Source organism: Ruegeria sp. CDSC085 (assembly GCF_059610465.1).
Map to the genome: position 1 here is coordinate 47,798 of NZ_JBXWNR010000018.1, position 26,414 is coordinate 74,211.

The window sequence follows — 26,414 nt, forward strand, 5'->3', positions numbered from 1 at the left end:
CTTGGTCTTCTTGTTATTCGGCGGGGACGCTTTGTGCGTCGCCACTGTCACGGGCTGCGTCGATCAGGGCGCGGCGCGCGATGGCATAATTGTCTTCACCTCCGGCGCGCTTGGCCCGGCGATCATCCAGAATGCGCTCGACTGCATCGAGGCGCCCGGCCCGAACACCGGAATCGATGGTAATGCGTTCAAATACATCGCGTTGAGCGTGGCTGCCACCGGCCAGTTGCATGGAACCGCGTGCCGTCAAAAGGTGATCAAAGGCCGTGGCGTAATGACCGTCACCAAAGGCCTCGAGGCCCATGGCAGCGGCAACACCGGGATCCGCCATTCGGCGGGTCATGTCGTCATTGGCGCGCGCTGCATCCTTGTTCATGCGGCTCAGCATCTTGGCCGTGGCGTCGGCGCGGTTATCACCGGTCAGCGCCAGCAAATAGTGTAGATCTGCGAAGATCAGGCAGCCGTCTTCAGTCCGCGCTGCACTCAGATCAGCCAGTTCTTCCCAGCGGTTCCCAACATCTACGCCTTCGAGCTCAAGCCGAGTCAGAAGTGAAGTTGCGTTCGAGATGTCCCGGTAATCGTCGGTTTTGTCCTTGCGAATATGGGCGTCATACAGCTCCATCACATGATCAACCTGACCCAGATCCAGATGCATCAGTGCCTTGTGCCACCAGACGTGGTAACGGAAATTGTTGCAGTGGGACCAGGCGGCCTCACGCCCGGCCAGCCAGTCAAGGCCAAGCTGCGCGTTGCCTGTCATCTCATGAACGTGGGCCACCGCGTGAAGGCCCCAGGCGTCGTCGGACACCATCCACAGCGCCTGCCGGCCTGAGATCTCGGCCTTCTCGTAAGCGCCGGTTTCCTCCAGTGCGAAGGAATGACAGCCCAGCAGATAACCGCGCCCCGGATGATCCGGTTCATAAGCGGGCATCACCCGCTCGATCGAGCGGCGCATTCCGCCCGCATCACCCAGAACGAAGCGGGTTGCGTGGCTTAGTTTCATCGCCAGAGTGTCCTGCGGATGGTCACGCAGGATTGTTTCGAATGTCTGAACCGCCTGCGCCTGTTGGCCGGCCAGATACAGGGCCAGCGACTCCACATACAGACGTTCGCGCTCAGTTACGGGCTGACGTTCCATCGCCGCATTGGCGGCAGCCAGCGCTTCGACGGCAACCGCCATCATCTCTCGCCGTCCAAGCAGCGCCATGAACAGACCTTTGATCGCATGACCCAGCGCGAAGTCGGGCTCAAGTTCAAGCACTTTGCCCAAATGCTGAGGCGTGACAGCGGCATGAGCCATGAACCCAAGCTGAACACCATTCCACGCTTCGACGGCCGCCGGCTGGGTCAGGGTGTTCATCTGTCCGAAAACGTCTTGTTTCATGCTTGGGTCCAATCTGATTGCGATATTTGACACTGTTCGATGTAACAGAGTGTGCGAGAGCGGCGTAACAGTATCGACCCTGCTCTCGAATTGGTGAAATGACGTGTGCGTAAAAGACGAAAAAAACCGCCGATTCAAGGGCATGTTTCAGCAACTTGCCGCCTAAATGTGCAAGTATTTCAATCCTCGAACGGGTTTTCAGCGCTCAGAACGGCCTCGGTATCGGCTCCACAGACCGGTGGAGCATTTCGATATGTTACAGGCGTGCGAGACAGGTTCAGAGGATTCCCTATCAGGTTGACCTGACCCGGATGGGCCTGCATGGCAATCTGCATTTGTCTTGCAGCCACTTGTTCCGTGTTGAACACCTGATCCAGCGTCTGCACCGGGCCGACGGGCACTTTGACAGCTTCCAGGCCGGAAATAACGGTCTGGGTGTCCAGCGCCTGCACCGCAGGACGAAGGATGGAATTCAGTGCGTCACGATGCTCCAATCGGGCCGGGTTGGTCGCGAATCTCAGATCGTCTGCCAGTTCAGGAGCATTGATGAAGCCGCAGAGCTTTCTGAACTGGCCGTCATTTCCAACCGCGAGAATCACGTGCCCATCGGCGGTTTCGTAAACGTCATAAGGGACGATATTCGGGTGCCCGTTGCCGCGTCTTTGCGGAACATTTCCTGACGTCAGATAGTTGACGCCTTCATTGATCAGCCAGGCAATCTGAGAATCTACCAGCGCCAGATCGATCTGTTGGCCCTCGCCGGTCAAGTCGCGGTGGCGCAGTGCGGCCAGGATACCAACAGTCGCATACATCCCGCACATCACGTCGGCGATGCCAACGCCCACTTTCATGGGGGCGCCCTCGGGATCGCCGGTCAGCGACATGATCCCGCCATAGCCCTGCGCCATCAAGTCGTAGCCGGGCTTGCTGGCATTCGGCCCAGTTTGACCGTAGCCCGAGATTGAACAGTACACGAGGCTTGGAAACTCTTGCGACAGGGTGGCGTAGTCCAGCCCATACCTGGCCAAGCCGCCCGGTTTGAAGTTCTCGATCAGGATGTCCGCGTGTGACGCCAACCGTCTGATTTCCGCCTGACCCTCGGTCGAGGAGATATCCAGCGCGACGGATTTCTTGTTGCGGTTGGCCGACATGAAATAGGCGCTCAGATCCGAGCGGTTGCCCTCGGCATCGCTCACGTATGGCGGGCCCCATTGCCGCGTGTCATCGCCCCCGGTTGCCGGGTTTTCGATCTTGATGACGCTTGCGCCCAGATCGCCCAGCAGTTGCGTGCAGGTGGGGCCTGCCAGGATCCGGCTAAGGTCCAGAACCTTGACACCCTTCAATGGGCCTTCAGATGCGGCCATCATAGCCTCCACGCTCAACTTCAGCGGCAATCACTGTAAATGTCTCAGCCTTTACAGCAGCTTCCAGTGCGGTGCGCAACTCTGTCCTGTTATGAACCGTATGGCCATTGCCGCCAAAGGCCCGGCCCATGGCGGCAAAGTTATGATGGCCGAAATCGACGCCCGTGCTACGCATCTGTCGCTGGCGTTGTTTCAACTCGATCAGGGCAAGGCTGGCATCGACGAAAACCAGAAAAATCGGGTTGCAGCCCATTTCAGCAGCGGTCGACAATTCTCCTGCAACCATTAGGAACCCGGCATCGCCCGAGAAGCTGATCACCGGGCGGTCGGGCTCTGCCAGCTTCAGGCCAATGGCCATCGGAACAGCGCAGCCCATAGTGCAGAGCGCCGAGGATTGGATCAACCCGCGTTCTTCGTTGCACGCCCACATCTGGCTCAACAGAATGCGGTGAGCGCCACTGTCGGCGGTGGCCAGTGTTTCAGGCGGCAGGACAGAACGTGTTTCGGAAATTACGGCAGCGGGCCCCCAGCTTTCATCGGTGGGGAAGGCCTTTGCCAGCGAGGCTTTAACCTGCGCGGGCTCGTTGCCCGGCCATGTTTCACGGGCCGGGTTGCCTTTGGCAATTGCCTCCAATGTCTCGCCCGTGTCGGCGACAAGGTTCAATCCAGCCTGATGCATGTAGTGGTCGTTGACCACCGCAGAGATATCGATGACGCGTTTTTCTTCCGGATCCCAGATCTCACGCCAACCGGTGCGCATTTCGATCGGGTCATATCCCAAACACAATACCAAGTCCGATTGTTCGATCAGAGGCACGAGATGTTTGTCAGCCAGCGGCGATAGTCCTGCGCCGCCGAGACACAGCGGGTGATCCTCGGGCACGACACCTTTGGCCTTGTAGGTCGTCACGAAAGGAATATCAAAATGTTCCAGGAACGCCTGTACCACACTGCGCGAGTCGTCATAGAGGACATCCAAGCCGATAATGGCAATGGGGCGTTCGGCCTCGGCCACCCAGCGGCGGGCCTTCTCAAGGCATTCACCGCCGGGGCTGACCGGCGCGACTTTGGCCAGCCGGCGGCGTTTCACGCCGGTTACAGGCGTGTCGGCCACTGAAATCGGAACGTCGATATGAACCGGGCCCGGTCGTGGCTGCATGGCCAATGACACCGCCTTGTCGGCAATGACATCCGCGCCCTTGGCTGTCAGTGTATAAGTGCCCTTGGTGATCGAGCGATAAACCCGGCTGTGATCCATGACCTGATGGGTATAGGTCAACGCTTCGTCCGCGTCGACACATCCGGTCAGAACGACCATCGGCACACGATCCTGCAAAGCGTTCGCCACCACATTGATCCCGTTCATTGCACCCGGACCCAGAGTGGCCACCAGAATCGCAGGTGCACCGTCGCGATGATGCACGGCTTCTGCCATGAACCCGGCAGAGTTTTCGTGCTTGGTCAGATGAAAGGTGATCCCAGCCTTTTCCAGTGCGTCGACCAGCGTCAGGACCTCGCCCCCCGGCATCCCAAAGGCGTGACGACAGCCCGCTTCATAAAGACGTTGGGCCAGAAGATCCGCAGCGCGGGGCGAGGGGTCCTGCATCAGTCATGCTCCGAGAAACTGTTTCGAAGCAGATTGCGGAGGACGCCTCTGGACGCAAGGCGGTTCACGGCAGTGTGACTATTTGACTGCGCTTTCAGCGATCCATTGAAACTTTGTGTCAAGTTCTGTGGCAATATTCAGCAGGTCTTGCCCACCTTCCGGGGTGTAAGGCGCAAAGACAAAGCTGGCGGTCTTGTAAGACAGGGTCGCCGTCCCGTCTTCGTTCTCGGTTACGTAAAACCGGATCGGAGCCTCGATCATCGCGTGGACCGAGGTCTCCAGAACCCGCACGGCGTAGTCATTGTTGAAGGCCCCGATCACGCGGTTTCCCGGAAGGGTAATCCCACGTGCTGCCGCCGCTTTGGTCGGGCCCGCCTGAGTCACAACGATCAGTCCGTTTTCCTTGATCGCGGCTTTGGTTGCGTCAACCAGCACGGCGTACGGCTTTGGGGATGGGTATACGGCCCAGCCCTCGAGCGTGTCTTGAGCCCAAAGGGGTAAAGCGATCAGGCAGAGCAGGGGAATGAAGGCTTTCATCAACGCGTCTCCGGTATCTTGCTTTGACCTGTGTGCCAGACTTGAGAGTTCTGCGCAGTCACGAATCCGTGTTCGCCGAGCAGCGCTGCACCTCGCGTTTCTTCAGCACGTAGATATCCATGATCCAGCCATGATCGGCTCGGGCGCGGGCGCGCGTATCAAGGATCCGCTGCGCGACCTGATCCAACGGGCCACTTATCAACAGCTCTTCTTTCATACCCACATAGGCACCCCACCAGATGTCATACTCTGCCCTTTCAAGGGATTGGAACGAGCATTCCCCATCCAGCATGACGGCGATTTTTGAAGCGGTTTCAGGCCAGCCTTCATCCCTGATACGGCGCCCGGTGGTCACGACATAGGGTGCGCCCAGATCATTGATCGGGATCGCATGAGCCGCGGTCAATGCCTGCAAGGCTGTGATGCCCGGAATCACCTTGGTGTTGGGCTTGGGGTCCAGCCGCGCCGCAATGCGCAGCGAACTGTCATACAGGGACGGATCGCCCCAAATCAGAAGTGCAATGTGCTGCGCCTCCGGGTGGGCCTCGATCGCCTCTTGCCAGCGCAGTGCAATGGCGTCGTGCCATTCGTCTACGCCATGCAGATAGCCGTCATCCGCGCGGCGCTTGGGGATGTCAAAATAGGCGATCTCCGGCGGTGTCTCGGTTACCCGATCAATGATTTCCTCACGCAGCCCGGCCAGATCGGCCTTGTTCTCACCTTTGCGGGGGATCAGGATCAGATCGGCCGACCGGATCGCCTGCGCACCCTGAAAGGTCACATGATCCGGGTTGCCGGTGCCGATGCCAATCAGGCTCAGGTCAATCATCTTCGCACTCCGCCAGCGGCCCATAAAGGATCAGGGCCGGAGCTGTGCCGATCTCGGATTTCAGCTGTTCGGCCAAGGCGCCGATGGTGGCACTCGTAAGCTTCTGATCCGGGGTCGAAACCGATTCAGCCATTAGGGCAGGCGTATCCAAAGGCAGGCCGCGGGAATGCAAAGCTTCTGCCAGAAGCGGGAAAGTACGTTTGCCCATGAATACGACGGTGGTGGCCTGAGAATCGGCCAGTGCTGTCAGGTTCAGATCGTCCGGCAACGCGCCACTGACATCATGTCCTGTCACAAACTGCACCCGCCGTGCGGTCAGACGACGCGTCAGCGGAATGCCAGCGGCAGCTGCGGCAGCGACGGCAGACGGGATGCCGGGAATGATCTCGAAATCAATGCCTGCATTACGCAGGGCAACAAGCTCTTCTTCCAGGCGCCCGAACATGCCGCCATCGCCGGACTTCAGCCGCACGACATGCTGGCCGGTCTGGGCGTAGTCCACAAGCAACCGGCTGACATGGTCCTGCTTGGGGGACGGTCGACCGGCCCGTTTGCCCACGCCCACAAGATCCGCGTCTTCGCGCGCATGGCTCAATATAGGCCCGCTGCTGAGGTCATCGAACAAAACCGCATCGGCCTTTTGCAGGCGATCTACGGCCTTCAGTGTCAGCAATTCCGGATCACCAGGGCCGGATCCGACGAAAGAGACAAATCCGCTCATTCAGATGCCTCCGCAATCAGGTGAAAGAACGTACCGGTGACATTGCCGCGAACAGAGCCGGTCTGAGGCCCTTCCGCGCCTTCGGCATCAAACACACGGGCGAGTGGCGCGTCAGGCTGATCCACGATCGAGGAATAGTGGAACTCATGCCCGCGCAGCGCCGCATTCTGTGCAAATCCCGGCATCGGGGCCAAAAGTTCGGCCTTGCGATAGCCCAGGTTGAATTTGCGTTTTTGGTACGACGTCACCAGCCCCAGCAGGCCAGCCATTTCGTGCCGCACGCCATCCTTGTCGATCAGCGCATGACCCAGCGCCATATACCCACCGCACTCCCCATGCACAGGCCTTGTTTCCGCGTGCTTGCGCAGACCAGCGAGGAACGTTCCGGCAGCAGCCAACGTCCCGGCATGCAGTTCCGGATATCCGCCGGGTAGCCAGACCAGATCGGCATCCGTCGCCGGAGCTTCATCGGCCAGAGGTGAGAAGGGCAGTATCTCGGCCCCTGCTGCGCGCCAGCCTTCCAGCAAATGCGGATAGGTAAAGGAAAATGCCGCATCGCGAGCCAGTGCAATCCGCTGGGCCGGAGGGCGCGGCAGCGCGCCTGACGATGGCCCAATGGGGCCTGAGGAAGCCGCCCGTTTGATCGTTTCCAGTTCCACATGTTCGCGCAGAAATGTAGCGTATCCCACAATGGCGCTTTCCAGATCCGGGTGTTCGACGGCTTGAATCAAACCCAGGTGACGCTCGGGGAGGGTAAGGTCGCCTCGGCGCGGCAGAACACCGAGTACCGGCAAGCCTGCACGTTCCATCCCCAACCGTGTCAGGCGCTCGTGCCGGGGGCTGGCGCAGCGGTTCAGGATCACTCCCGCAAAGGGAAGATCGGGGTTGTACATCTTGAACCCCAGCGCTGTGGCCGCAGCAGATTGCGCCTGACCGCCAACATCCAGAACCAGTACGACCGGCCAACCCATCCGTGCGGCAGTCTCGGCGCTTGACCCATGACCCAACTCGCCCGGCTTGGCCACGCCATCGAACAGGCCCATCGAGCCTTCGGCCACGACGATGTCAGCGCCTTCGGCCTGAGCTGAAATTGCATTCAACAGCGGGTCACCCATCGCCCAACTGTCAAGATTAAACGAAGCCCGCCCAGCCGCTGCTCGGTGGAAGGCGGGGTCAATATAATCCGGTCCGCTCTTGAACGGTTGAACGGTCAGGCCATCCTCGGCCAGCGTTCGCAACAGGCCCAGCATGACCGTTGTCTTGCCTGTGCCGGAGGACGGTGCGGAGATCAGAAGGCCCGGAGGGTTAATCATCACCATGGCTCCAGCTCGACCAGGGGCTCTCGGCACTTTGTGGACGATAGCGGCGGTCGTAATCTTTCGAATAAAGGCAGCTTTCGTCAAAGCCTTCGCCCGCCAATGCCGGACCAACCATGATCAACGCAGTGCGCGAGATGCCGTCGTCCAGGGCTTCCTTGAGCGTTTCCAGCGTCGCGCGGATGATCCGTTCATCCGGCCAGCTTGCGCGATAGACCACGGCAACTGGGCAGTCAGTGCCATAGGCTGGGATCAGGTCAGCAATGACCTTGTCCAGATTGCCGATCGACAGGTGAATGGCAAGTGTCGCCCCTGTGCGTGCGAAATTCTCCAACGTCTCGCCTTCGGGCATGGAAGATGCGCGGCCCGGCGTCCGGGTCAGAACCACGGATTGCGCCAGGCCGGGCAAAGTAAGTTCGGTTCCCAAAGCCGCCGCAGCCGCGGCAAAGGACGGAACGCCCGGGGTTACGCTGACCGGGATGCCCATTTTTTTCAGGCGGCGGATCTGTTCCCCCATCGCCGACCAGACCGACAGGTCGCCGGAATGCAGACGGGCCACATCCTGGCCGGCCTGATGTGCGGCCTCGATCTCGGCCATGATCTGATCCAGGTCCATTGGAGCGGTGTTCACGATCTTTGCACCTTCGGGGCAGTGGTCGAGGATTTCTTCCGGAACCAGGGAGCCTGCGTAGAGGCAAACGGGGCAGGATGCGATGATGTCGCGTCCACGCAGTGTCAACAGGTCGGCAGCGCCCGGTCCGGCGCCGATGAAATGAACGGTCATGTCTGTCCTCCGATGGCTATGGCACAGGTCGCCAGCCGGTCGTCTGAAATCTGTCTGGGTGAAAGCAGTCGCGCGCCCAAGCCAAAAAGCTTTCCGGCGGCGGCCAATGCGGAAGCTTCGGCCACGCTTCCGGTGCCATAGGTGGCGCGGCTGCGGGTCGAGCAGGTAAGCGTGCGTTGACCGGCCAGATCAGCGGCGGCAACGAAATGCAGTGGAAGGGACAGTTCTTCGGCAAAAACTGTCAGGGCGAAATGACCTTCCTTGTCGGCAACAGTTGCCAGGGCGGTCACATCCCGGCTCGCTGCCGCCGCATCATATGCGGCGCGCAGGCTGTCGACTGTGGCGGCAGACGAGAATCCCAAACCGGCAACGATCATAGCGTTAAGCTCCACTGCACTACCGGGTAGGCGGATCTCCAGCCGCGGCGTGGTCCAAGCGGCGCAGATTGTGCGAGTTCGATCCGCAGGAGTTCACCGCCCAGCTTCTCATGCCAATGGGCAAGTGTAGCCTCGCTTTCCAAAGTCACCGCATTGGCGATCAGACGCGTGCCAGAAGGTAGATTCGTGTGCACCCAGTTCAGTAGGTCTGCACTGAGCCCCCCCCCGATGAAAACCACATCAGGCAATTCTAACCCGTTCAGCGCAGCGGGCGCGGTGCCATGGATGACGTTCAACCGATCCTGTCCCAATGCAATTGCATTCCGACGAATACGATCTGCTCTGTCAGCGCGGGGTTCTATGCTGGTTGCGGTCAGGGTTGGGTCACACATCAGCCACTCGATGCTGATCGAACCAGTGCCCCCTCCGATATCCCACAGATGCTCGCCCCGTTGTGGGGCAAGCGCCGAGAGTGTCAGCGCGCGGATCGGGCGTTTGGTGATCTGCCCGTCCGTCTCAAAGATGGCGTCCGGTTTACCAGACGCTTTGGACAGGGCAGGTCCTGCACCGGAAACTTCCAGCCCGACGCAGACCGGATGGTCGAACGTACCCAACAGCGCTTCGGTCAAGGTGACTGTTCGGGTGTTTTCGCGCGGGCCACCTAGGGCCTGCATCACATGCAGGGCCGAGTCGGCAAAGCCTGTCTCGGTCAGATACGTAGCCAGTTCCGCCACGGCCTTTCCGTCGCGCAGCAACAGGAACGCGTGCAGTCCCGGGGCCAGATGCGGTCGCAAACGGGTCAGTGGCGCGGCATGCAAGCCGAAAGTCAGAGTGTTTTCCAAAGGCCAGCCGAGCCGGGCAGCGGCGAGAGAAAAGGTGGATTGGCCGGGCAGGGCGGTCCATTCACCGGCATCGAAATTGCGCGCAATGACGGAACCTGCGCCAAACCAAAACGGATCGCCCGAGGCCAGAACAACGGTCTGCCGGCCACGCAATCCTTTCAGGATCGGCAGCCCATCCGAGAACGGCGCTGGCCATTCGACTCGTTCCGTCCCTGTTTCAGGCAGCAACGACAGGTGACGGGGCGGCCCCATGATCACTTCGGCCCGGTCCAGCACTTGACGGCTGGCAGGCGACAGGCCATCAAACCCGTCTTCGCCCAATCCAAGAACGGTCAGCCACGGAGATTCAGACATGACAAACCTCCTGATCCTTGGCGGAACGACCGAGGCCAATTCGCTGGCCAAAGCTGTTTCGGAACAAGGGATTGCGGCTGTGTACTCCTACGCTGGACGGGTCGAAAACCCGCGTCCGCAGCCCTTGCCGGTAAGGGTTGGCGGTTTCGGCGGTCCGGAAGGTCTGGCCGCCTATGTCAGTGACAATGCCATCACCCATGTCGTGGACGCGACCCATCCATTTGCGGCCCGGATGAGCCGGAACGCGATTGAGGCGTGCGCCGCGACGCGGACGCCATTGGCCGCGTTGACTCGCGCGGCCTGGGTGTCGCAGCCCGGCGATATCTGGCATCACGTGCCCGATATCGCTGCCGCCGTCGACGCATTGTCCGGCGATGCTCAGCGTGTCTTCCTTGCAGTTGGCCGAATGCATCTTGAAGATTTTTCGACCCAGCCTCAACACAGTTACCTGCTGCGCCTTGTGGATGAGCCCGACACTTTGCCCTTGCCGAACGCAGAGGTGGTCATCGCCCGAGGGCCGTTTGCCGAAGCTGACGACCGGGCGCTGATGCAGCACCATGGGACGCAGCTGGTCGTGTCCAAGAACGCAGGCGGCTCGGGGGCGCGCGCCAAGCTGGATGCGGCGCGGGCGCTGGGCCTGCCCGTGCTGATGATCGATCGCCCGGTTCTGCCGAAGCGGACCGAGTTTTCGCAGGCCGGACAGGTTCTGGACTGGCTGTTTCATCCCTGATCCTCATCAGGGGTGAAGCGAGGAGTGTAAATGATGGGTGCTCCATCGCGCTCGATGACACGCGTGCGGGATGAACCCACGATCACCACGGTCTGCATATCAGCCATGTCGGGCGTGGCTTCGGCCAGTGTCGACATACGCATCTCTTCATCTGTCCGCGATACGGCGCGGGCGAACAGGATCACACGCTCGGGCTCACACTCGTCGCGCAGGACTTCCAGCGTCTTTACAAAGCCTTCCGGGCGGGACTTCGAGCGTGGATTGTAAAAGGCCATCGAGAAATCCGCCTGTGCAGCAAGACGCAGGCGTTTTTCGATCAATGACCATGGTTTGAGATTGTCGCTGAGGTTGATGGCGCAGAAGTCATGCCCCATTGGGGCGCCCGCGCGCGCGGATGCAGCCAACATCGCCGTGATCCCCGGCAGCACATCGATCTGAAGGTCGCGCCATTCTGCGGGGCCGTTTTCCAGCGCTTCGAAAACGGCCGCCGCCATGGCAAACACGCCGGGATCACCCGAGGATACAACGACCACGCGTTTGCCTTCTGCGGCCATTTGCAGCGCGTGTCGCGAACGGTCTATTTCGACCCGGTTGTCACTGGAATGCAGTGTCAGGCCGGGGCGCTCGGAAATACGCGCCACATAAGGAATATAGCCCACAACATCGGTGGCTTCGGCCAGTGCGGCCGTTACTTCTGGCGTAACAAGCGCCTCGTCACCCGGCCCAAGACCGGCAATCTTGACCCAGCCGCTCATGGTCGCCGCCCCTGACCGTGCACGACGATGATCGAGAAATACGGGGTGATCTTCTCGCCGGCTTCAGACAGCTTAGTCACCGTCTGGTTTGGCATCTGCGCATATTCCACGATCCATGCCCGGTCATACAGGCCAGCGGTCTTCAGAGCGCGTTTCACCTTGTCGATGTTGCGCCCGATTTTCATCACGACCAATGCATCGGTTTTAGCCATGCGTTCAGCCAGCGTGTCCTCGGGCAGGGTGCCAACCAGCACGGTCAGAACATCATCACCCCAGGTGATCGGGTCTCCTGTCGCAGTCCAGGCTCCGGACATGCCCGTTATTGCGGGTACAACTTCAACCGGCGCGTCTTCGCGCAGACGACTGTAAAGATGCATGAACGAGCCATAGAAGAACGGATCACCCTCGCACAGAACAACCACGTCCTCACCCTGTTCGGACAGGGCCCTGAGATGCTTGGTGCAGTCTTCGTAGAACGCAGCCAGCAATTCGTTATAGCGCGGATCTGTCACCGGGATCTCGGTGGTCACGGGATACTCCATAGGGAACTCGATCGCACCTTCGGGGATCATCCCGTTGACGATCTTGCGTGCCTGGCCGCTGCGACCGGGTTTGCGGAAGAACGCCACATGTTTTGCATTGCGCAGCAGGCGATCCGCCCGGACGCTCATCAAATCCGGGTCGCCGGGGCCAAGGCCCACACCGTATATGGTGCCCATCTTCATTCTGCCCGGCTTGCGATGGCGTTGACGGCCGCCACTGTGATGGCGCTGCCGCCCAGACGGCCTTTGACAATGCAGGACGGCACCGGTTGGGCTTCCCAAAGCGCATCCTTGGATTCCACCGCACCGACAAAGCCTACCGGGCAGCCGATGATCGCGGCAGGGCGCGGGCAATCCGGGTCTTCCAGCATGTTCAGCAAATGAAAAAGCGCGGTGGGCGCATTGCCGATGGCGACCAGCGCGCCCTCCAGATGCGGCCGCCACAGCTCCAGCGCAGCGGCGGAACGGGTGTTGCTCATCTCGGCGGCCAGCGGGCGTACGCGTTCATCGTGCAGGGTGCAGATCACCCCGTTATCGGCGGGCAGGCGGAAGCGGGTGACGCCTTCGCTGACCATGCGCGCATCACACAGGATCGGTGCACCGTTTTCCAATGCAGTACGGGCCGTTTGCACGAAGCCGGGTGAGAAATGCACGAACTCTTCCAGCCCGACCATACCCGCGGCGTGAATCATCCGAACGGCAACCTGCTCTTCATCGGCATAAAACCGGTCCAGATCAGCCTCGGACCGGATGGTGGCAAAGCTTTCCTTGTAGATCGCTGCGCCATCGGTTTCGTATGTATAGGGCATCAGGTGAAGTCCATGGTCATGAGTGTTTGGGGGTCAAGCCCGCGCTGGCAGGGCTCATCCCCCGCGCGGCCCTGTTTGACAAGATCAAATCGTCCGTTATCGCCTACCAATGTGATGTCAGCGGGGCCCATGCGGGCGCATCCCTTGCTACAGCCTGAAACATGGAGACGTCCGGAAACACGCGAAGCCAATGCGCGGGCGACGTCGCGCGTCTCTGCCTGTGCCTGCGGGCAGAACGGTGCGCCGGGGCAGGCGTCGGTGGTCATCAACGGATCGGTTCCATCTTCGACAAACGCCGAGGCAGGTATCGCCGCCCCGCCTTCCAGCAGGATCAGCCGCCACGGTGTGACGCGCAGGGCGCAAGCACCGCTGTCCTCGATCAGATCATACAGCTTGCGCGCAGGCAGCGACCCAAAAGCCGCGCCGTACAGAGCACCCAGTTCACAGGGGCCGGGTTGAAGCTTTGCGCCAACAGAACCGGGCGCACACCCTTGCCATTCCTGCGGCAGGGCGTCGATGACACGCGCCATGCGGCGTGTCTCGGGTGTGTAGGTTTTGGAAAACCACATTGCCAGCGCGATCACGTGGTCAATGGCGTCGGTCTCGGTCACGCTCCGCCCGGTTTCGCACCCGTCAGCGCGCAGGATCAGGCCGTCTGCAACGGTTTCCAGACGAATATCCGCCGAATCCGACGCCAGCAGACGTTCGGGGCCTGTGTCGATTGCAAAGCCGAATTTTGCAGGCAGCGCCGGCAGGTCTGCAAGCCGGCCAATCAGTTCATGGGTCAACCGAGCGGTCAAATCGCCCGCCTGATAGAGCGGTGTAACCAGAATATTGCGGCGTATTTCGATGCCGGGTTCCGCATCCAGCAGGTTCAGCGCGGCAAGCTCTTTGAGCAGAGACTGGTGGTCTTCCTCGTCGACGCCCCGCATTTGCAGATTGGCGCGATTGGTCAAATCGATCGAGCCGTTGCCAAAGCGGTCCGCCAGATCGCACAGTCCCAGAGCCTGATCGGCGTCCAGACGCGCCAGCCGGGGCCTGACCCTGACGACCAGACCGTCACCGGACATCATCGGACGATGGGCGCCGGGGCACCAGCCCTGAACAATTGGTGCACTCATCTCAATTCCTCCAAATCGGCCCGGATGGAATTCCGGCGCGTGTTCCAAAGCCCGGCCTCCAGCAGCGCGCGGAACCGGTCCTGCATGGCCTGACGAGCTTTGGGATTGGCCTCTTGCAGGAACGCGTCCACCTCTGCGTTGCCCAGCGTGGCATCGTGGTAGAGGTCAAATAGATGTGGTGCGACCGTGCCGGACAAATGCGCGAATGAGGCCATATGATCCAGCGTCGCTGCGATTTCAGCGGCTCCGCGGAAACCATGGCGTTGCATCCCGGCGATCCAGCCGGGATTGGCGGCGCGGGCATGGACGACACGGCTGATTTCTTCAGGCAAGGTGCGGGCACGAGGATTTTCCGGATTTGTGTTGTCCAGATGGTACAGCTGCGCGGTTCCGCCGGCGATCTTCTTGGCGGCGGCAAAACCCGCCTCGTGTGTGGCATAATCGTTGGCCAGAAGAAGATCGGTTTCGGTCAGGTCCTGCAAGTGGACAAAGCTGTCCGCATTTGCAACGCGTTGGGTGATACCGTCCTTGTCCTGCGATATGTGTTCGCCTTCCAATGCAAAAGAGCTGGCCTCAAGCCACGCTTCACCTGCCTGTGCACGGGCCTCGTCGGTATACACCTCGGAGAGTTCGGTCATGTTGACGCCATAGCTTCCGGGCGCAGGTCCATAGACCCGCGCCACCGGCTCCTGCCCGGCATAGGGGTTCCAGTCCGCCGCCTCATCACGCGCGGCCAATGCGCGAACCGCTTGGCCAAACAAAGCGGACAGCGTCGGGAAAACATCCCGAAACAGGCCCGACACCCGCAAGGTCACGTCCAGGCGCGGGCGGCTCAGGTCAGTGATCGGCAGAACCTCGATGCCGGAAACCCGCTCGGACCCTTTGTCCCATACGGGTTTGACGCCCAGCAGGTGCAAGGCCATGGCAAATTCCTCGCCCGCCGTGCGCATGGTGGCTGACCCCCACAGATCGACGATCAGCCCCTTTGGGTAATCGCCTTCTACCTGAAGATGGCGTCGCACCAGTTCCTCGGCCAGTTTCACACCCTGCGCATAGGCCGCACGGGTCGGAACCGACCGCGGGTCAGTGGTGTAAAGGTTCCGCCCGGTGGGCAGAACATCTGACCGACCACGATAGGGTGAACCCGAAGGCCCGGCATCGATCCGTTTGCCCCCGAGCGCTTTGATCAGCGCGTCGCGTTCAGCGTGGGCCGACGGGGCCGGATCGAAATTGCCCGTCACCTCGGGCACGCGCCCGAAGATGTGCAGCCCGTCGCCAAACTGGCTTTCCTTGATGTCACAGACAAAGCGGTCGATACGTGTGATCGCTTCGGCGGTGCAGGTTGCCTGATCAAGGCCGAGATCGCTTTCCAAGCCAATGGCCTGCGCTTCATCACGGATGTCTTCCTGCAAGCGGTCACGGCGTTTGGGGTCAAGCCCGTCGGCGTTCGAAAACTCATCCAGCAGCGATTCAAGCCGCACCATCCGATCCGGCGTGCCGCTTTCCTTCATCGGGGGCGGGATGTGGCCCAGCGTGACCGCTCCAATCCGGCGCTTGGCTTGCGCGGCTTCACCGGGATCGTTGACGATAAAGGGATAAATCACCGGCAGATCGCGGATCAGCGCCTCGGGCCAGCAATGAGCAGACAAAGCGACCGATTTTCCGGGCAACCATTCCAGCGTTCCATGTGCCCCGATGTGGATCAGCGCGTTCACGCCCAACCCTTTGCGCAGCCACAAATAGAAGGCGACATAGCTGTGGCGCGGGGTGCGCGAGAGGTCATGATAGTCGTCATCACGCAGCTCGGGCGTGCCGCGTTCGGGTTGCAGCGCGACCAGCGCCTTACCGCGTCGCAGTGCGGTGAAATGGAAGACCCCATCGGCACAGGCCGGATCATCTTCGGGCGCGCCCCATGCGGTGTGCAGATCGGTGCGCAGGGTCTCGGGCAAATCCGCAAGCGCATCCAGATAATCCTCGAGCGCCCACGAAATCCGTGCGTCCAGAAGAGTGTCGGCAATCGGCTCGCCAGTCGCGATGTTATAGCCTTCTTCGCGAAGATCGGACAGCATCGCTTGGGCCGAGGCCAGCGCGTCAAGGCCAACCGCATGGGCCATCTGCCAGTCTTTGCCGGGATAAGTGGACAGGACCAGCGCGGGAATCTGATCTGCCTTGGGTTTGTCGTTCAGTGCAAGCCAGCCCGAGACACGGTCGATGATCGCTTCGATCCGGTCCGGTTCGGGCCGATGTGCAAAGCGCGCGTATTCCAGATAAGGATCGCGTTTGCCGGGTTCCTTGAAAGACGCGACTCCCGCCGAGATCCGCCCATCCACCTCGGGCAGTACCACATGCATGGCCAGATCGGCGGGGGACAGCCCGCGTTCTGCTTCGGCCCACGCTTTGCGGCGCGAGGTGGCGAGAGTGACCTGAAACACAGGCACATCTGCTGCGTCCAGAGGCGATGTTCCCGACGCACCTTTGCCCGAGAAGGCAGTGGCATTGACAATTGCCGATGGTTTCAGCGCAAAAACCTGTTCCCGCAACCAGTCGGCGGCCACAGGCGCCTTGAGCGACGGGGCAAACAGGCCCATCGCCTCGAATCCACGGGCCCGCAGGCTGCGGATCAGGGTGGCGATCGGGGCGGTGTCTGCTGAGGTCAGGTAAGCGCGGTAGAAGGTGACGAGGATGCGTTTAGCGTTATCTTCGAACGCGGTTTCCACCGGGATTACGCCGCGATCCGGACACCACGCGCCACATTCGGGCAAGGTCTTGGCGCCCATCACCGGACCGGCATAAAGCCCTGCCGCCAGAGCCATCTGTGCCAGTGCGGCCTGTGCCGCGACCTCGCCGCCGGTATCGCACAGATGCGCCAGCCGCCGCAGGGTCGAGACGGGCAAGGTGGAATAGTCATCCAACCGCGTATCCTCGCGCCCGTCCGCTGGGAGGACGGCCAGAGCGATGCCTTTGGCCTGCGCCAGTGCCAGAACCTGCTGCAGGCCGTAGGACCAGTAGGGCACGCCACCGATCAGACGGATCAGAATGCCCTTGGCGCCCTCGAGCGTCTGCTCGACATAGGTGTCAACGGACAGCGGGTGTTTCAAAGCTGTCAGATTGGCCAGCCGCAGGGTCGGCATTCGCCCATCCGGTCCGCCACCACGATGCCAGCCCGCCGCGAAAGCACCCAGGTCGCTGTCCGAGAAAGACAGCACTACCAGTTCTGCCGGGCTCTGGCCCAGATCGGTCGGGGTCTCGGTTTCCTCGAGTCCGTGGCTTTCGCGGAAGACGACGTGCATGGATCTTACTCGGCAGCCTCACGCACACCCACGAGGATATCGCGGATTTCCGCCTCTTTGATATCGTCATGCTCGGCGATGACGACCAGACGCGAACGGCGTTCTTCGCCGGGTTCCCACGGACGGTCATACTGGTGACGTACCCGCGCACCCACGGCTTGTACCAACAGACGCATGGGCTTTCCCTGAACGGCGGCATACCCTTTGACCCGCAGGATGTTCAGCTCATTGGCTAGGCGTTCGATTTTGGCCACCAGTTGGGCCGGATCGGCTTGCTCGGGCAACTCGACGATGATGCTTTCGAAATCGTCATGCTCGTGATCATGGTGGCCGTCGTGATGCGAAGGGCGGGCGTCGATGTCATCCTCGGCGGCGGCTTCCAAACCCAACACAACGCGAACGTCCACCGCACCTTCGGCCACTTCGACCACGGGCAGGGGACGCGGCGCCTCGGCGGCGATGATCTCGCGTGCTTTTGCCACGCCTTCAGGGCCGGCGAGGTCGGGCTTGGTCAGCAGGATGATGTCGGCGCAGGAGATCTGATCCTCGAACACCTCGGACAGGGGCGTTTCGTGATCGATCGAGTCATCGGCCATGCGCTGGGCATCCACCGCTTCGACATTGGGCGCGAAGCGACCGGCGGCTACAGCCTCGGCATCGGCCAGGGCGATCACGCCGTCCACGGTGATTTTCGAGCGGATGTCGGGCCAGTCAAACGCCTTCAGCAATGGTTTGGGAAGCGCCAGTCCCGAGGTTTCGATAAGAATGTGATCCGGGCGCGGTTCCAGAGCCATCAGGGCCTCGATGGTGGGAATGAAATCATCTGCCACGGTGCAGCAGATGCAGCCATTGGCCAGTTCCATGATGTTTTCCGCCGGGCAATCGGGAATGGCGCAGGATTTCAGGATGTCGCCATCGACGCCTACATCGCCGAACTCGTTGACCACGACAGCAAGGCGCTTGCCCTGCGGGTTCTGCATCAGGTGACGCACCAACGTGGTCTTGCCCGAGCCCAGAAAGCCGGTGATCACTGTAACGGGGAGTTTTTCGAGGTTCGACATGTCAGGCTCCAATCGGGGGAATGCGCGAGGCACAGTTTTTTCGGAAATGTTCGGGGCGTTCGCGCCATTTCACCAAACCATCTTCAGTGGCCAGATACTTGGTCGCACCGTCGACAATGACGTCGACATGATCTGTTTCGCTCAGGTTTTCATAGACGAAGGTCCAGCGGCCCGGCCCGCCGCGCAATACGATCGAACAACCTTGATCGCAGTTTGACAAGCATTCTACGGCTTTCAGGGTGACACCGTCGGGCAGGTCAGCCTGTTCCAGGGCCTTGTGCAACAAAGCGCCCGGGCGTTGCGCGTCATCTTCGACAGGCAGGCCGCGACGGCAGGTGGTACAGACCAGCAACTCGACTGGTGTGGTCTCGGTCATGTCTCTCATCCCCCCAAATCCTCTTCGCGGGGGACGGGGTTTCATGCGGGCCACGATTGGTCACGGACCCGACACCGGAACACCCCGCCCGGTTTCAACTTCGGTTGTTGGCAGGTCTCCCGGCTTGCGGATGCCAGAGGAGGGCCTCTGTCGGATGTCCCGCCTTCCCGGCCTTTGGGCCAGTGGCATTGGGCATCCTCTCCGTTCACGGTCGCGGGGGCGGCTGCGTTTGGCGGCATGACCGTTGACGCATTCCCTTTTCATCGGCTGTCACCGACACCAACGAAAGGGACATGCGGCACCGCTGGCCTGCTTGTCAAGCGAGTCGCGCGTAACAATGATGCGGAGGAGTAGAAAGCGACCTGTGGGCGTCGATGGGCGGCATGTCGTCCGGGGTTCAGCCTGAGATGGGCCCGGCGACGAACGGTATCTCTACAAGGGTCGTACACTGTGTTGAGCTGATGCCTCGACAGAACCTGTCCCGATGATGGGAAAAGACCGCCGAACACCCCGGATCCTCTCGCGCTAATAGATGACGTTGATCATGAGCAGCGAAACGACCAGAAACAGCACAGTCATGATCCCGCCGGAACGCACGAAATCCATCACCTTGTATCCTGCCGGACCCATAATCAATGCGTTTACCTGATGGGTTGGGATGATGAAGCTGTTCGATGTGGAAATGGCGACGGTCAGTGCAAAAACCGATGGATTCCCACCAGCCGCTATCGCAATCGATATCGCCAAAGGCACCAGCAGGACAGTGGCCCCGACATTTGACATGACCAGAGAAAAAGCAGTCGCCAGAACAGCGATTCCGGTTTGCAGCGACCAGAGCGGCCAGCCGTCCAGAATTATCATGATCTGCTGGGCGATCCACGCAGCCGTGCCTGTGTTCTGTACAGCTTGTCCCAAAGGTATGAGGCAGGCGAGCAGGAATACGGTGTTCCACCCGACCGCGCGGTATGCCTCATCCACGCTGAGCACACGGGTCAACATCATGCCTACCGCTCCGGTAAGAAGGCAGAGCGAAAGCCGGACGTCCGTGAACAGGATCAATGACAGCGAAATGGCGAAAAATGCCAGGGCCCAGCCGACTTTTTGCGGCCTCAGTTCGTCCTGGGGGAAGTCCGTTGTCACAACGACGAAGTCCGGGTCGCGCTTGATCCGCATCAGGTTGTCCCATCTGGTATGCGCCACGAGCATGTCACCGGCCTGAAACTTTTCGAGCCCGATCTGAGTGGATTCGTGATCCTCGGTCTCGACATGGCTCAGCGTCTCTTCGCCGCGGTGAATGGCCAGCAGCGACATGCCATAGGTCTTGCGGAACAAAAGCTCGCGGGGGCATTTGCCGATCAGCTTGCTGTCTGGCGTGACGACCACCTCGGCCACGCCTGCATTGGTGGGGGCGAACTCTTCGACAAAAATGTCCAAATCCGGAAGAACGGTAAGCCCGTATTTCTTGGCGAACGTCTCGACCTCCCAACGGCGGCCGACGATGGCCAGCCGACACGGGGCCGCAATTTCGGCTGTCAAAACCTGAACCATCGAGGTTTTGCCGCGATAGAAGGTGGAAATGATGTACAGGTGGTTTTCGTGGTTGATGTCGGCCAGAATCTCTCCGACCAAGGGGCTGTCCTCGGGCACTACGACTTCGAACACGTCGGCTTTGAGGCCATAGACCCTTTGCAGGTATTCCTTTGTCCCTTGTCCGGTGCCCGTATTGTCAGGCCCTTCAGCCACGGGCAAAACCCAGCGTCCCAACAGCAAAAAGTAACCAATTCCCGTCAGAATCAGAACTGCACCGATCGGTGTGACCGAGAACAGGCTGAAGGGCTCCATTTTCTGAGAGGCCGGCAAACTGTCATTTGCCGTCAAGATCAGATCGTTCAGCAGGATAAGTGGAGACGACCCGACCATCGTCATTGTGCCACCCAAAATGGCGCAGAATCCCATCGGCATCAGCAGTCGTGACAGCGGTATACCTGACCGCGAAGAAATACGGCTGACAACGGGAAGAAACAGAGCAGCGGCGCCGACATTCTGCATGAACGAAGAAATGACGCCAACGGTTCCTGAGATGATTGGAACAACCCTGCCTTCCGATTTGCCACCATATTTGAGGATAACGGCAGCAACCTTGTTCATGATCCCCGTCTTGTCCAGACCAGCACCGACGATCATTACCGCAATGATCGAGATGACGGCATTGGATGCGAAGCCGTCGAACAGAAGGGTTACATCCGCCAGATTTCCCAGCCCGGGCGCGTAGCTGAGCAAGCCTATGAGAACCAGAACCAATATGGCGGAAAGGTCGATCCTGATGATCTCGGAGACGAACAAAAAAACGGTGAAAGCCAGAAGGGTACAAACGACCCCCATCTCAAAGGTAAAGGCAATGTGTTCCACAATACGTCCAGAACTTTTTCTTTGTTAGATTCCTAGTTCATCCTTCTCGCCTTGTCATGAAGTTTCGTTTTTCACTCACTTCGAGACATAATATTTCTCTAAGAATGGCGGTTTGAGTAGTGGTAAAAACCTCGTTTGACGAACACCAAACCCTGTGGTCGTGGTGTCCCGCACGCGGTTCAGCGCGTCGAACGTTTAAGCGGGCGGTATGCATGGGTCCGACGGTTCAACACAAACGGAATGCTGGCAAAAGTTCTGTTGGAAAACTTAGAACTGGCTGGTTGAACAGCGCCCTCAAATGCAGGTGAACGCAAATTGCAACAGTTTGATCCAACAAGCGACACGACCCGTAACACACTTGCCCCATTTAGTCTGGGCAGTCCCATGACCAGACTAAGTCCCCGCGTTGCCTACCATCCCAGATTAGGGCGGCGCGGGGAATTTTGATCCAAAGTGCAATTAACGCCGTACACAATTTACCCCTAACTGTATGCCCGCGTTGTTCACTTGGTTTCCCTCCGAACAACGCGGGTTTTTTGGGGGATGAGGGGGTAACGAGTGACCGCCCCGCCATAGTGCGGGGCTTTTTCTTGATTAGACATGACGCGAAATTCTATCATATTGTGACTAAACGTCATTGCGGCACGGGTTTCGTCATGGACAACACTGTACTCTATTTTTTGGTTGGCATCTTTGTCGTCGGGCTACTGACGATGGGTTACTACTCAAGGGGCAGCGGTGCTTTAATCTCAATTGTGATTGTGGTCGGCGTTATAGGTGCAATAATAGCTTACCTGAGTGGCTATTTCGGTGAACTGCCACAGTAGGTGCATGCATCCGGTTGAGAGGCAATGGATGATGTGACTGATCGAATTTGGTCCAAGACGACGATTATGTTGGCAAGAAAAGAACCAGCTTCGCAGTTCCTGTGAGTGAGTTTTGCGAAGCTGGCTAATCCCAACGGCACTGGGATGGTGGCCGCAGGAGGGGTTCGCATAGGACTATGCAACTTGTATCTACCACGAAATGACCGACACCGATAAGCGGGCATAAGAATAGGGGACTATCCAAAAGTATAGCTAATTGTGACCGACTGGCCCGCGTAGTTCCGGTTCGGTCGGCAAAGCGTGGTCTGGTGGTTCAATGCCGTGCTGAATCAGCCACTCAAGGACAGCGACCCAGTCGTCTTGTAGCGACGGTTTGCTGCGATACTCGCGCAAACATTCCAGTTTGCATTTCAGGTCATAAGGAGTCGTCCGCGGCCATTTTTTCATGCTGCATGTTCTAATTTTGTTCCGCGTCGGGTCAATGCCGCTATGCACCCTTAAACAACAACCCTTCCCACAGGTTCATGATTTCCCGGCGCTTTCTCAGGCGTCGGGATCGGTTGTAGGTTCGTGCAACCCCGCGTGATGTTGCTGCGGCCTGATGGTTCAATATCCGGGTCACTTCGTTTTCATCCGCGCCGTGTTCGCACAGATGCGTGGCGAACGATCTGCGTATGTCCCTGATCTGGAACTTCCTGACGGGGATATATGCGTCAACGAACCAGCGTCGTTTGACGTGTGCGGTTGTTTTGAAATCCTGAAACTGGTTCGGCTGCATCGCGGCCAGAACGAAAGCTCGACCGGCCAACGGTATGACGTGGCTGGTGCCGTTCTTATAAGGCGGGATCACCATGCACTGATCGCGCACCAGAGCCGGGTTGAATTGCATCAGATCGCTGGGTCTCTGGCCCGCCCGGATGAGCAATTGCAGGAACTGGCGCCACGGCTTGCCCTGATACTGTGCGGCCTCATACAAGGCGCGTAGCTGGTCCAGCGTCAATGTCTGTTCGCGTGGTGTTTCTCGGGCTGGCAGGATTGTCGGTGCCAGCGTCGTCCAATCATTGGCCCGCCCGTACCGCCAGAAATGCGTCACCGCTGCCCTGTACCGGCTTCGGGTGCTGGTTTTCCACCGGCTGAGTGCATCCGACAGGTCGGAATTGGTGGTCGTGTGCATGTGAGAACATGAGTTTGATTCAAGTGCCCGCTCCTACTGCGTCAGGCGTTCACCGCCATGTTTGAGTTGGTCCAGATGGTCGATCTTATATCGTGCGAGTGCATCGCGTATCAGCATGGGTGTTCCCGTAAAATCCGTGAACATGCCCTGCTGACAATCGTCAGGGTTTTTGGGGTCATTACATTGCAACGGGTTAGCGTCAGAATACAACTTGGAGGCGAGTACCGGAATCGAACCGGTGTACACGGATTTGCAAGAGATCAACATCAAGAAACGTCGATTGAATTCAATGCTATAAGCGGGGTAATTTCCAGTGTGTGCCGTTTTGCGTACGGAGTGTTCTTCCCGCAAACGATTTATTCAACTGGTTTTCTTTGCAGCTTCCCGCGCGTTTTTGAAAACCAACATGAGAACAAACATACATGCAAACAGACCTGTCACGTCACCAATAAAATAGCCAACAAGCGTGTCTGTGTTGTGGCTAAATGCTAAGCCCATCCCAAAGGTGTTGATCACGGATGCGATGCTGCCCGCGATCATGACATCCTTCCAATTCGCTCTCTTGTCCGCTGTTACTCTAAAATCCATCCCAAGTTTCGCCAGTGCCCAAAAGGTCAATGCGGCGCAAGCCACTCCAGAAAATGCGCCCGCTAATCCCAGTGCTGTAAACCCCTCCGCGCCAAAGTTTAGCCAGTGGGTAAGTAGCGCAGTAGGTGCGATTAGCGGGATAGCTTTCCAGCCCATCAACCACGCAGACAATATGCGAACGCCATGTGGCAGAAACAACAGGCTGGCATAGGGTGCTAGATTTGGGGCGGATTGTGTTTGGAAGGGGAGAAGGATGTAAATTGATATTGCGAAGGCGAGCATGTTTGCCGTGGATATCACGATAAACGGTGTCGCTAGGCTTTCGTTGTTACGTGCTTTCAACTGCTCAGCTCTTTTGACACAACATATGCGGATCGCTGTCGTCCTTGCGTATGTTGCAAGTACCCTGCTTCTATTAGTTCCCGTAAAGCTCTAAAAAAGGCACTGCGTGACACGCCGCTCAGCAATTCATGTCGCCGCAGTTCCTCTGTCTCTACCGTTTTTGAAGCTTCGCTCAACAGTGTTGCTGCGTATACGATATTTCTCTGCACGGCACTTAAATCATCAATGCCTAGGTCACGCTCCATGCCTAGGAGCAATTGCTTCAGACGTGCTAATTTCTCAATGCCAGTCATGCCTAAGCTCAACAATGCAATACCATATGCCCTTAACATAGAGCTTGACTGCTGCATTCAACAAGTCCCAAATTGGCACTTATAATTTAAGCGTGAACCGCTTTTGCTTCGCGTTAGTGAGAAAAGTTGGAGGATTGAGGAAGTGAAAATTTATTTGGCAAAAGTAACTTTGGTGGCGGCGATTGTCGTAGCTACATTGAGTGCCCCGTCGTATGCGGGCGGTGTGAGATTTGAGCAGAGCGCGTCGAACTTGCCAAATTCATACAAGCGGTTGCGTAAAGTTGACGGTATTAAAGCAAAGCGTGTCCATTCATTTTCTATCTATGGCGGTGATTGCGTAACGTCTGCCTACGGCGATGGTACAGGTAAGGGCGATTGTTCATATGGTTCTGTCCGTTCAATGCTTAGGGAAGCAAAGAGCGATGGCACTTGGGTTTTCGCTCAACCATCAGAGGCTTGGTATGGGTGGGATATGCTTGTTCCAGCGAACTTTCCTACACAAGGGTCACAGACCAAGGGAAGTTACATTTTTACTCAATGGAAGGGTGGCGTGTGCCCTCATGCTTCAATCAACCACTCTACACGCAAGGGCCAAGGCGACACTATTTATTTGCGTCTCCAAGCGCCGCGCGACGCTGCAAATCACGACTGCAGGGACATTGCTCGCATTCCGTTGATGAACATGCGTGACTTCAAAAACCAATGGCGAAACTTTCAAGTCTACGCCAAATGGTCCCACAAGGCAGACGGACAAATCATCGTCTACATAGATGGTCAGCAAGTTGCGAATTACAGCGGACCAACTCTGAACGTTGCTCCAAATGCCCCGCTCAAAAAGGCAAAAATGAACCACTTTGATATAGGCGTCTATCTGTGCTGCACGGCAGGGGTTAAGCATGTCCGCCCAGGCACGATTTACTTCGCGAATGTGAAACGAGCCGACAGTCGAAAGAATCTGGGTAGATAGGTTTTGCTAATATCTAGAAACCCATTCTTGAGATAAATGGGTCCTTCTTCAAAGCTGGATGTCTTTAATGCATTTTGGGAGTCAGTGTGCTGCAATTGGGATTGCGCGAAGCAGCAAGTAAAACTAGCACTTTCGGAAAGTAAATCTCCTGCGGGAATGCCTTATTCTTTGCGTCAAGGTAAGCTTTCAACGAGACGCTGTACGTGCTCGAACTTGATACATCAAGCAGGTAATTGAGAACGTCGTAAGCGTCTTCCCTGTCAATTTCTGTGATAATTTTATGGTAGGATGACCAAGCCGCACCCTGCCCAATAAAGACTGGCGAGATCCCTGCAGCGGCACGCGAGAGCCAAAAGTCACTAGAAATTCGTTCTTTGTTTTTGGTCAGCAATTCCAAAATGGTTTTGTGAGGCAAAAACTTACTAGCTACGAACAAAGCGCAATGGAGCCCTATATCACTCTGTTCAGCGGCTAGATGGCAAAACTCTTCTGCCAGAGCAATACACTTTTGCGTTCTTCTGAACTTCGCGTGAAGCATGTACCCAGATGTATCAACCAATGATGCATCGTCCACAAATTGCCCGCTGCGAAGCAACTTCAGGATTGCAGCGAGGTTGCTATTGTTTTTTCGTGATTTTCCTAAATACCGCAGCGCAGTCGAACGCATTCCAGGGTCATTTTTGATAAGCCAGAGAAGGTCTTGCTCTGGGACACCTCCGCCGCACTGATACATCAGGCTTAGAATGTACTTATGGATTTTGGAACCATTGCCAGCATTGAAACGAGATTTTTTACCTGGTCCACCAGACGGCGAGCGGCATAGCCAAGCTTCATAAAGCGATGCCAACAACTGGCGCGCCCATTTGAGATGCCTGCCTTTTTCTATAATCGTCTCGAAGCGAGCTAATGTTAAGTTTTCTGCTATGCAAAAATGTACGTTGTCCGTTGTCAGGGATTTTGGGACAGATGGCTGCCTGAGCTAAGAGAGGATCTGGCGCATCTGGTTGGTTTGATTA

24 protein-coding genes and 1 riboswitch are annotated in these 26,414 nt (G+C 58.4%); of the genes, 2 read left to right on the top strand and 22 right to left on the bottom strand.

The genetic code is table 11. From position 1 onward, the window contains the following. Nucleotides 1-13 precede the first annotated feature (13 nt). The 10 genes from AC2FJB_RS19155 to cbiE all read right to left on the bottom strand — a co-directional run bounded on the left by AC2FJB_RS19155 (nucleotide 14) and on the right by cbiE (nucleotide 10,114). The gene (locus AC2FJB_RS19155; RefSeq protein ID WP_496720122.1) at nucleotides 14-1,384 is read right to left on the bottom strand and encodes a tetratricopeptide repeat protein; all 1,371 of its coding nucleotides are present in this window, start codon (nucleotides 1,382-1,384) and stop codon (nucleotides 14-16) included. A 179-nt stretch (nucleotides 1,385-1,563) separates the two neighbouring features. Continuing rightward, entirely contained in the window at nucleotides 1,564-2,748 is a 1,185-nt protein-coding gene (locus AC2FJB_RS19160; RefSeq protein ID WP_117869520.1) for a CaiB/BaiF CoA transferase family protein, read from the bottom strand. Continuing rightward, nucleotides 2,735-4,354, bottom strand: coding sequence for a thiamine pyrophosphate-binding protein (locus AC2FJB_RS19165; RefSeq protein WP_496720120.1), 1,620 nt, complete (start codon nucleotides 4,352-4,354; stop codon nucleotides 2,735-2,737). The genes AC2FJB_RS19160 and AC2FJB_RS19165 overlap by 14 nt, the downstream gene beginning before the upstream one ends. A 78-nt stretch (nucleotides 4,355-4,432) precedes the next feature. Then, entirely contained in the window at nucleotides 4,433-4,891 is a 459-nt protein-coding gene (locus AC2FJB_RS19170) for a DUF302 domain-containing protein (RefSeq protein WP_496720118.1), read from the bottom strand. Between the two features lie 58 nt (nucleotides 4,892-4,949). Then, nucleotides 4,950-5,720 (bottom strand): precorrin-6A synthase (deacetylating), encoded by a 771-nt coding sequence (gene cobF / locus AC2FJB_RS19175; RefSeq protein WP_496720116.1) that lies wholly within the window; start codon nucleotides 5,718-5,720, stop codon nucleotides 4,950-4,952. Then, nucleotides 5,713-6,441, bottom strand: coding sequence for a uroporphyrinogen-III C-methyltransferase (cobA, locus tag AC2FJB_RS19180; RefSeq protein WP_496720114.1), 729 nt, complete (start codon nucleotides 6,439-6,441; stop codon nucleotides 5,713-5,715). The genes cobF and cobA overlap by 8 nt, the downstream gene beginning before the upstream one ends. Further along, on the bottom strand, nucleotides 6,438-7,760 hold the full coding sequence (locus AC2FJB_RS19185) for a cobyrinic acid a,c-diamide synthase CobB (RefSeq protein ID WP_496720112.1): 1,323 nt from the start codon (nucleotides 7,758-7,760) through the stop codon (nucleotides 6,438-6,440). The genes cobA and AC2FJB_RS19185 overlap by 4 nt, the downstream gene beginning before the upstream one ends. Further along, the gene (cobM, locus tag AC2FJB_RS19190) at nucleotides 7,747-8,541 is read right to left on the bottom strand and encodes a precorrin-4 C(11)-methyltransferase (protein ID WP_496720110.1); all 795 of its coding nucleotides are present in this window, start codon (nucleotides 8,539-8,541) and stop codon (nucleotides 7,747-7,749) included. The genes AC2FJB_RS19185 and cobM overlap by 14 nt, the downstream gene beginning before the upstream one ends. Then, nucleotides 8,538-8,918: a cobalamin biosynthesis protein gene (locus AC2FJB_RS19195; RefSeq protein WP_496720108.1), complete on the bottom strand. Its 381-nt coding sequence runs from the start codon at nucleotides 8,916-8,918 to the stop codon at nucleotides 8,538-8,540. Before AC2FJB_RS19195 ends, cobM begins: the two co-directional genes overlap by 4 nt. Further along, a complete protein-coding gene (gene cbiE, locus AC2FJB_RS19200; RefSeq protein WP_496720106.1) occupies nucleotides 8,915-10,114 on the bottom strand; it encodes a precorrin-6y C5,15-methyltransferase (decarboxylating) subunit CbiE in 1,200 nt (399 codons plus the stop codon). Before cbiE ends, AC2FJB_RS19195 begins: the two co-directional genes overlap by 4 nt. Here cbiE and AC2FJB_RS19205 point away from each other — a divergent pair. Beyond that, nucleotides 10,113-10,844 (top strand): cobalt-precorrin-6A reductase, encoded by a 732-nt coding sequence (locus AC2FJB_RS19205; RefSeq protein ID WP_496720104.1) that lies wholly within the window; start codon nucleotides 10,113-10,115, stop codon nucleotides 10,842-10,844. The genes cbiE and AC2FJB_RS19205 overlap by 2 nt on opposite strands. Here the strand turns inward: AC2FJB_RS19205 and cobJ are convergent. From cobJ to AC2FJB_RS19260, 11 genes are all read right to left on the bottom strand, one after another. Further along, nucleotides 10,835-11,599: a precorrin-3B C(17)-methyltransferase gene (cobJ, locus tag AC2FJB_RS19210; protein WP_496720102.1), complete on the bottom strand. Its 765-nt coding sequence runs from the start codon at nucleotides 11,597-11,599 to the stop codon at nucleotides 10,835-10,837. The genes AC2FJB_RS19205 and cobJ overlap by 10 nt on opposite strands. Beyond that, a complete protein-coding gene (locus AC2FJB_RS19215; RefSeq protein WP_496720100.1) occupies nucleotides 11,596-12,324 on the bottom strand; it encodes a precorrin-2 C(20)-methyltransferase in 729 nt (242 codons plus the stop codon). The genes cobJ and AC2FJB_RS19215 overlap by 4 nt, the downstream gene beginning before the upstream one ends. Further along, on the bottom strand, nucleotides 12,321-12,950 hold the full coding sequence (locus AC2FJB_RS19220) for a precorrin-8X methylmutase (RefSeq protein WP_496720098.1): 630 nt from the start codon (nucleotides 12,948-12,950) through the stop codon (nucleotides 12,321-12,323). Before AC2FJB_RS19220 ends, AC2FJB_RS19215 begins: the two co-directional genes overlap by 4 nt. Next, a complete protein-coding gene (locus AC2FJB_RS19225; protein WP_496720096.1) occupies nucleotides 12,950-14,071 on the bottom strand; it encodes a ferredoxin-like domain-containing protein in 1,122 nt (373 codons plus the stop codon). The genes AC2FJB_RS19220 and AC2FJB_RS19225 overlap by 1 nt, the downstream gene beginning before the upstream one ends. After that, a complete protein-coding gene (gene cobN, locus AC2FJB_RS19230; RefSeq protein WP_496720095.1) occupies nucleotides 14,068-17,361 on the bottom strand; it encodes a cobaltochelatase subunit CobN in 3,294 nt (1,097 codons plus the stop codon). Before cobN ends, AC2FJB_RS19225 begins: the two co-directional genes overlap by 4 nt. A 5-nt stretch (nucleotides 17,362-17,366) precedes the next feature. Then, nucleotides 17,367-18,422 (bottom strand): cobalamin biosynthesis protein CobW, encoded by a 1,056-nt coding sequence (gene cobW, locus AC2FJB_RS19235; RefSeq protein ID WP_496720093.1) that lies wholly within the window; start codon nucleotides 18,420-18,422, stop codon nucleotides 17,367-17,369. A 1-nt stretch (nucleotide 18,423) separates the two neighbouring features. Beyond that, the gene (locus AC2FJB_RS19240; protein WP_170347195.1) at nucleotides 18,424-18,798 is read right to left on the bottom strand and encodes a DUF1636 family protein; all 375 of its coding nucleotides are present in this window, start codon (nucleotides 18,796-18,798) and stop codon (nucleotides 18,424-18,426) included. Nucleotides 18,799-18,890: 92 nt separating this feature from the next. Beyond that, nucleotides 18,891-19,097, bottom strand: a riboswitch (cobalamin riboswitch). Between the two features lie 226 nt (nucleotides 19,098-19,323). Continuing rightward, on the bottom strand, nucleotides 19,324-21,180 hold the full coding sequence (locus tag AC2FJB_RS19245; RefSeq protein WP_496720171.1) for an SLC13 family permease: 1,857 nt from the start codon (nucleotides 21,178-21,180) through the stop codon (nucleotides 19,324-19,326). Nucleotides 21,181-22,521: 1,341 nt separating this feature from the next. Next, a complete protein-coding gene (locus AC2FJB_RS19250) occupies nucleotides 22,522-23,208 on the bottom strand; it encodes a site-specific integrase (protein ID WP_496720089.1) in 687 nt (228 codons plus the stop codon). Between the two features lie 360 nt (nucleotides 23,209-23,568). Then, on the bottom strand, nucleotides 23,569-24,138 hold the full coding sequence (locus AC2FJB_RS19255; RefSeq protein WP_496720087.1) for a hypothetical protein: 570 nt from the start codon (nucleotides 24,136-24,138) through the stop codon (nucleotides 23,569-23,571). After that, nucleotides 24,135-24,488, bottom strand: coding sequence for a hypothetical protein (locus AC2FJB_RS19260; protein ID WP_496720085.1), 354 nt, complete (start codon nucleotides 24,486-24,488; stop codon nucleotides 24,135-24,137). Before AC2FJB_RS19260 ends, AC2FJB_RS19255 begins: the two co-directional genes overlap by 4 nt. A gap of 85 nt (nucleotides 24,489-24,573) precedes the next feature. Between AC2FJB_RS19260 and AC2FJB_RS19265 the strand changes: the two genes are divergently transcribed. Continuing rightward, a complete protein-coding gene (locus AC2FJB_RS19265; RefSeq protein WP_170741126.1) occupies nucleotides 24,574-25,398 on the top strand; it encodes a heparin lyase I family protein in 825 nt (274 codons plus the stop codon). Between the two features lie 64 nt (nucleotides 25,399-25,462). Here AC2FJB_RS19265 and AC2FJB_RS19270 read toward each other — a convergent pair whose 3' ends face one another. After that, the gene (locus AC2FJB_RS19270; protein WP_496720083.1) at nucleotides 25,463-26,245 is read right to left on the bottom strand and encodes a hypothetical protein; all 783 of its coding nucleotides are present in this window, start codon (nucleotides 26,243-26,245) and stop codon (nucleotides 25,463-25,465) included. Between the last annotated feature and the right edge of the window lie 169 nt (nucleotides 26,246-26,414).